This window comes from Mesorhizobium sp. M1E.F.Ca.ET.063.01.1.1 (assembly GCF_003998155.1).
Taxonomy (GTDB): domain Bacteria; phylum Pseudomonadota; class Alphaproteobacteria; order Rhizobiales; family Rhizobiaceae; genus Mesorhizobium.
Window position 1 is genome coordinate 1 of sequence record NZ_RZSC01000525.1, and the last position, 4,294, is coordinate 4,294.

A 4,294-nucleotide genomic window follows, 5' to 3' on the forward strand; every position below is an offset into this window, starting at 1 on the left:
CAGCAATATCAATGAGTTGACAGAGGTTTTCGATTTCGAAGGTTCGTTGCCGGCACCAACTCGCGCCGAGCGCACGACAACGAGCGTCGCTACCGCTGCGCCGCGCGCTGCCGCGCGTTCCGCGCCGGCGCCGCAGCCGTTTGGCCGGCCGAACCCTTCGGCAAGCGCGGGCTCTGAGCAATTTCAAGACTGCGCAAAAGCTGCTGGCATTTGCCACTTCAACACCATGATCGTTCAAGATAGAAGCGCCTTGGCCAAATCACGGGCCAAGGTCTGCTTTTGGTCCGATGACAATGAATGATCGATCAAGCCACAGCCCGATCCTGATGTTCGATTCCGGTATCGGCGGGCTGACGGTGCTGCGCGAGGCACGCGTCCTGATGCCGGACCGTCGCTTCATCTATGTCGCCGACGACGCGGCATTTCCTTATGGTGCTTGGGAAGAGCCGGCGCTCAAGGAACACATCCTTTCGCTGTTCGGCAAATTGCTCGACCGCCTGCAGCCGGCGATTTCGGTCATCGCCTGCAACACCGCTTCGACCCTGGTGATCGATGCGCTGCGCGAAAAATTCCCCGGCCATCCCTTCGTCGGCACCGTGCCGGCGATCAAGCCGGCCGCGGAGCGCACGCGTTCCGGCCTGGTCTCGGTGCTGGCGACGCCGGGCACGGTGAAGCGCCAATACACGCGCGACCTGATCAGCAAATGGGCGCAGAAGTGCCATGTCCGGCTGGTCGGCAGCGACAGGCTGGCGGGTTTGGCGGAGATCTACATGCGCGAGGGCTTTGTCGATGAGGAGGCCGTGCGCGCCGAGATCGCGCCCTGCTTCATCGAGCGCGACGGCATGCGCACCGACATCGTCGTGCTCGCCTGCACGCATTATCCGTTCCTCGCCAACCGCATGCGCAAGACGGCGCCCTGGCCGGTCGACTGGATCGATCCGGCGGAAGCCATCGCGCGAGATGTATGAATCGATGAGCGAGAAGCAGCTCGAGGAATTCGCCGAAACCAAGCGCAAGGGCCTGCCCAGCAAGAAGTCGTGAGCTGCCGCCAGGTCGGAGTCGGGCACCGGATTGAAAAAGCCCGCGGGATAGCCGCGGGCTTCGCCTTGTTGGGCTCAAAGCAACCAACTTACCGGCGCCACCAGCAGTGCCGTACCTTGTAACGAACGACGTAGCGGTGGCCGTGACGCCATACGACTCTTTTCTTCACCACGACGCGGCACACCTGCGTGTGGCTGTGCCAGTGCCTTGCCATGGCGGGCGCCGGCGTCATGATCGCCATCGACCCCGCCAACACCGCGGCGCCGGTCAAGGTAAGGAAGAACTTCTTCATGGGAATTCGGACTCCTCTGCTTCAGTCCCTTCATCAAGTGTCAGGGCAAAGCTACGTCCCGAAATGGTTGCGCCCCCACCCTGATGCCGTCGGCGTCCGCCACATCCGGCACCGCATGCAACGCAGAATGGTATAGGGTCGGCCGTTGCGTCGCCAGTCACAAGCTTGACAGCGGTTAAATCTCTGTTTAACAGGCCATCAACACCGGGTGGCGACGCCCGGTGGTTTCTTTTGCATGGGCAAGATCTCACCGGCGTGCCGGCGGTCTTGTTCGAACTGACGTGTCCCGTGGGCTTTTCCGTCGCGTTGCGTGGAAAACCCTGTCAGGTCTCGAAAACGGAGGCCAGAGGAGGGCGCGTTTCCTTCACCCGGAGCCATGGGGTTCCGGGTATATTGTTTTGAAAGGGAATGCGATGAGCAAGCGCGAATCCGCGAAATACAAGATCGACCGCCGTCTTGGCGAAAACATCTGGGGCCGCCCGAAGTCTCCGGTCAACAAGCGTGAATACGGCCCCGGCCAGCATGGCCAGCGCCGCAAGGGCAAGCTTTCCGACTTCGGCCTGCAGCTGCGCGCCAAGCAGAAGCTGAAGGGCCACTATGGCGACGTTTCGGAAAAGCAGTTCCGTAAGGTCTATGAGGAGGCCAACCGCCGCAAGGGCGATACTTCCGAGAACCTGATCGGCCTGCTGGAATCGCGCCTCGACGCGATCGTCTATCGCGCCAAGTTCGTGCCGACCATCTTCGCCGCCCGTCAGTTCGTCAACCACGGCCACGTCAACGTCAACGGCAAGCGCACCAACATCGGTTCGTACCGCTGCAAGCCGGGCGATGTCATCGAGGTGCGCGAGAAGTCGAAGCAGCTCGTCATCGTGCTGGAATCGGTGGGTCTCGCCGAGCGTGACGTGCCGGACTACATCGAGGCCGACCACAACAAGATGACCGCGACCTTTGCCCGCGTTCCTGGCCTGTCGGACGTGCCGTTCGCCGTGCAGATGGAACCGAACCTGGTCGTCGAATTCTATTCGCGCTGATCGAAAGCCGGTCAGCAACGCGATCGAAGGCCGCCCACGAGGCGGCCTTTTCTTTGTCGGCCAGGTCCGCTAAGCCGGGCGGCAACCAGGACCCCGTGGGGCATTTGCACCATGAACATGCTGCCAGATACCAAATCACTTGGCATCAAATCGCTTGAACCGATCGCCGACGAGCCGGAGGGCGGGTTTCATCCGCTGTTCCGCGATGTGCCGTCCTCGGTCGAGTTCAACAAGCTGCGCAAGCGGCTGTTGAGGCTCACCCGTCAGGCGATCGAAGACTTCGCCATGGTGAAGCCCGGCGAGCGCTGGCTGGTGGCGCTTTCCGGCGGCAAGGATTCCTACGGCCTGCTTGCCTTGCTGCTCGACCTCAAATGGCGCGGCCTGCTGCCGATCGAGCTGCTCGCCTGCAATCTCGACCAGGGTCAGCCGAACTTTCCAAAGCACATCCTGCCGGACTATCTCAACGCCAACGGCATTCAACACCGCATCGAGTACCAGGACACCTATTCGGTGGTCACAGACAAGCTGCCCGAGGGCAGCACCTATTGCTCGCTCTGCTCGCGGCTGAGGCGCGGGCACCTCTACCGCGTCGCGCGCGAGGAGGGGTGCGCCGCCCTGGTGCTCGGCCACCACCGAGAGGACATCCTCGAAACCTTCTTCATGAACCTCTTCCATGGCGGGCGTCTCGCCGCCATGCCGCCCAAGCTGATCAATGACGAGGGCGACGTCATGGTTCTGCGCCCGCTCGCTTATTGCGCCGAGGCCGATCTCGAGAAATTCGCCGGCGCGATGAATTTCCCGATCATCCCCTGCGACCTCTGCGGCAGCCAGGAAGGGCTGCAGCGCAACGCCATGAAGGCGATGCTCGACGACATCGAGAAGCGCATGCCCGGCCGCAAGGACACGATGATCCGCGCCATGACGAATGTGCGGCCTTCGCACCTGCTTGACCGAAAACTGTTCGACTTCGCCGCGCTCGATGCGCGTCTCACCACAGGGCAAGACATTTCCGATGACGTTTGACGACCGTGCGATTGACTGGCTGGCCGATCTTCTCGCCGATGCAGCCAGGGCCGAGATCATGCCGCGCTTCCGGCGGCTGGGCGAGGGCGATGTCCGCCAGAAGACCTCGGCCGCCGATCTGGTGACCGAAGCGGACGTCAATGCCGAACGGCTGATCACCGCCAGGCTGCGCGAGCGTTACCCTTCGGCGATGATCGTCGGCGAGGAGGCCTGCTCCGACAATCCGGCCTTGCTCGCCGGTCTGGGCGATGCCGAACTTGCCTTCGTCATCGATCCGGTCGACGGCACCTTCAATTTCGCCTCCGGCGTGCCGCTGTTCGGCGTCATGCTGGGCGTCGTCGTCAATGGCGAGACGGTCGTCGGCATCATCCACGACCCCATCGGCAAGGACTGGCTGATCGGCGCCAAAGGCGCGGGCAGCCATATCCGCCATGCGCATGGCGCGCTGGAAAAGGTGCGGGTTGCGGCGCCTGTGCCCATCTCGCAGATGACGGGCGCGGTCTCGTGGCAGTATCTGAAGGAACCGGAGCGCTCGCGGCTCGCGCGCAACCATACCAAGGCGCTGTCGCAGTTCGGCTACCGCTGCGCGGCGCATGAATACCGGCTGCTGGCGAGCGGGCATGCGCATTTCGTCGTCTACAACAAGCTGATGCCCTGGGATCACCTGGCGGGCGTGCTGATCCACCAAGAGGCCGGCGGCCATGCCGCGCGCGTCGACGGCAGCGCCTATCTGCCGTCGCATGTCGACGGCGGGCTGCTTGTCGCGCCGGACAAGCAAAGTTGGGACGAACTGCGCCGCGAGCTCTGGGCCGACTGACCCAAGCGCTAAAACCTCACACCGGCGGGTTGTGCGGTTGGAACAGCCGTCCGCGCTCGGCGACCAGGATCATCAGCAACGCCGCGACCG

The 4,294-nt window shown here is 63.1% G+C and carries 4 protein-coding genes and 3 pseudogenes; 6 read left to right on the forward strand and 1 reads right to left on the reverse strand.

Annotated elements, in window-relative coordinates:
- The 3 pseudogenes from EOA29_RS41685 to EOA29_RS42325 all read left to right on the forward strand — a co-directional run.
- Window positions 1-301 (forward strand): annotated as a pseudogene (locus EOA29_RS41685) (hypothetical protein); the annotation flags it as partial.
- Window positions 294-959, forward strand: a pseudogene (murI, locus tag EOA29_RS27025) (glutamate racemase); the annotation flags it as partial. The pseudogenes EOA29_RS41685 and murI, both read left to right, overlap by 8 nt.
- Window positions 952-1,041: pseudogene (locus EOA29_RS42325) on the forward strand (DUF3008 family protein); the annotation flags it as partial. The pseudogenes murI and EOA29_RS42325, both read left to right, overlap by 8 nt.
- An 88-nt stretch (window positions 1,042-1,129) precedes the next feature.
- On the opposite strand, the gene EOA29_RS27035 reads toward EOA29_RS42325, so the two are convergent.
- Entirely contained in the window at window positions 1,130-1,333 is a 204-nt protein-coding gene (locus EOA29_RS27035) for a hypothetical protein (RefSeq protein WP_126093606.1), read from the reverse strand.
- A 413-nt stretch (window positions 1,334-1,746) separates the two neighbouring features.
- Between EOA29_RS27035 and rpsD the strand changes: the two genes are divergently transcribed.
- From rpsD to EOA29_RS27050, 3 genes are all read left to right on the forward strand, one after another.
- Window positions 1,747-2,364, forward strand: a complete 618-nt coding sequence (gene rpsD / locus EOA29_RS27040; RefSeq protein ID WP_126093607.1) for a 30S ribosomal protein S4 — start codon at window positions 1,747-1,749, stop codon at window positions 2,362-2,364.
- Window positions 2,365-2,475: 111 nt separating this feature from the next.
- Entirely contained in the window at window positions 2,476-3,387 is a 912-nt protein-coding gene (ttcA, locus tag EOA29_RS27045) for a tRNA 2-thiocytidine(32) synthetase TtcA (RefSeq protein WP_126093608.1), read from the forward strand.
- The gene (locus EOA29_RS27050; protein ID WP_126093609.1) at window positions 3,377-4,204 is read left to right on the forward strand and encodes an inositol monophosphatase family protein; all 828 of its coding nucleotides are present in this window, start codon (window positions 3,377-3,379) and stop codon (window positions 4,202-4,204) included. Before ttcA ends, EOA29_RS27050 begins: the two co-directional genes overlap by 11 nt.
- Window positions 4,205-4,294: the final 90 nt, after the last annotated feature.

What these genes read in the sequence shown, in the direction of transcription:
- EOA29_RS27035 (WP_126093606.1), bottom strand. Translation starts at nt 1,333, where the DNA reads ATGAAGAAGTTCTTCCTTACCTTGACCGGCGCCGCGGTGTTGGCGGGG.
- EOA29_RS27050 (WP_126093609.1), top strand. Translation starts at nt 3,377, where the DNA reads ATGACGTTTGACGACCGTGCGATTGACTGGCTGGCCGATCTTCTCGCC.
- rpsD (WP_126093607.1), top strand. Translation starts at nt 1,747, where the DNA reads ATGAGCAAGCGCGAATCCGCGAAATACAAGATCGACCGCCGTCTTGGC.
- ttcA (WP_126093608.1), top strand. Translation starts at nt 2,476, where the DNA reads ATGAACATGCTGCCAGATACCAAATCACTTGGCATCAAATCGCTTGAA.